At 49.2% G+C, this 1,013-nt stretch carries 1 protein-coding gene and 1 pseudogene; both read right to left on the bottom strand.

Annotated elements, in window-relative coordinates; all coding sequences use genetic code 11:
* Positions 1-599 (bottom strand): annotated as a pseudogene (locus tag HW443_RS11820) (fused MFS/spermidine synthase); the annotation flags it as partial.
* The gene (locus HW443_RS11815) at positions 596-799 is read right to left on the bottom strand and encodes a nitroreductase family protein (protein ID WP_176238287.1); all 204 of its coding nucleotides are present in this window, start codon (positions 797-799) and stop codon (positions 596-598) included. The gene HW443_RS11815 and the pseudogene HW443_RS11820, both read right to left, overlap by 4 nt.
* Between the last annotated feature and the right edge of the window lie 214 nt (positions 800-1,013).

Raw genomic sequence — 1,013 nt, 5'->3', positions numbered from 1 at the left:
AGGTTTAGCAGGCCAGCGCCTGCTGCTATTTCAAAGGGTTGAAGATGGTGCACCATCAGGTAGGTGAAGAGAATTCCCCCCGCCACACACCCTGTAGCCTCCGAGATATAGATCTTTCCTACCTGAGTCGCTGGTGTTTCAGTTCCCACGGCCAAGATTCGACAGCCGAGGGCAAACTGAAAACCGTGTAGCAAACACAAGGGGGCAAGAACCAGGAAGGAGGAATAAAAGATAGGAACAAATCCCACAATCTCACCAGGTTCCATGCCTATTAGATTATTGATGGTTCTGGCGAGAAGGAGTTGTGCTGGCAGAATCAGGTAGAATAGAATAAGGGTGATGACGAAAATAGGGACGCGTGGCGGTAGTCTATCGGCAAACCTACCTAATCCCCAGCTCCCCAAAGCTGTCATCAGGAGCCAGTTGGCCAGCATCACGCCGAGGGACAGCTCGTTGCCCTGGAAATTAATTATCAGCTCCCTTATCAGCAAGACCTGGCTAATTATCTCGCCAAAGCCTACTGCCAGGAAGGCGAAAATAAATAGTCGCCTCTCCTGGGCTGTCCTTGCTGGGGGGGGCTGGCAAGGCCATGTCTTCACTTTCTTCCCACCGGCATTATGTAGAGTGGCTGCTCGTCTTGGGGCAGGTTCAGGATTTCCTTAACCTGGTCATCGCGGAATGCCCCCATGACCACGGTGCCCAGGCCCAGGGCAACAGCTTGTAGGTGGACGTTTTGTCCGACATGTCCTGGTTCCATGTGCACGTACCTTATATCTCTGTCTTCGTTAGCATCTAGAATTTTGTGATTTTAGATGCTTCTCCATTTTGTTTAAATATCGATCTAGAACTAAAATTTCAAGGCAAGCAGGAATATGCAGGTTATTGAAAATATAATGAGCGAGAAAAGTAGGACAAACCTTTAAGCATATTGGAGTCTTTTCCCGTTACAGGAATCGCCCATGCGTCGCGGCGCACCACGTCGCATGAAAATTGTGTTATTATTTTCAAGGGAG

Origin of the sequence: Candidatus Hakubella thermalkaliphila, from assembly GCF_013281975.1 — a bacterium.
In the GTDB taxonomy this organism is placed as follows: Bacteria; Actinomycetota; Humimicrobiia; order Hakubellales; family Hakubellaceae; genus Hakubella; species Hakubella thermalkaliphila.
The sequence above is the reverse complement of the archived record's forward strand: the minus strand, read 5'-3'. Positions and strand labels throughout refer to the sequence as shown.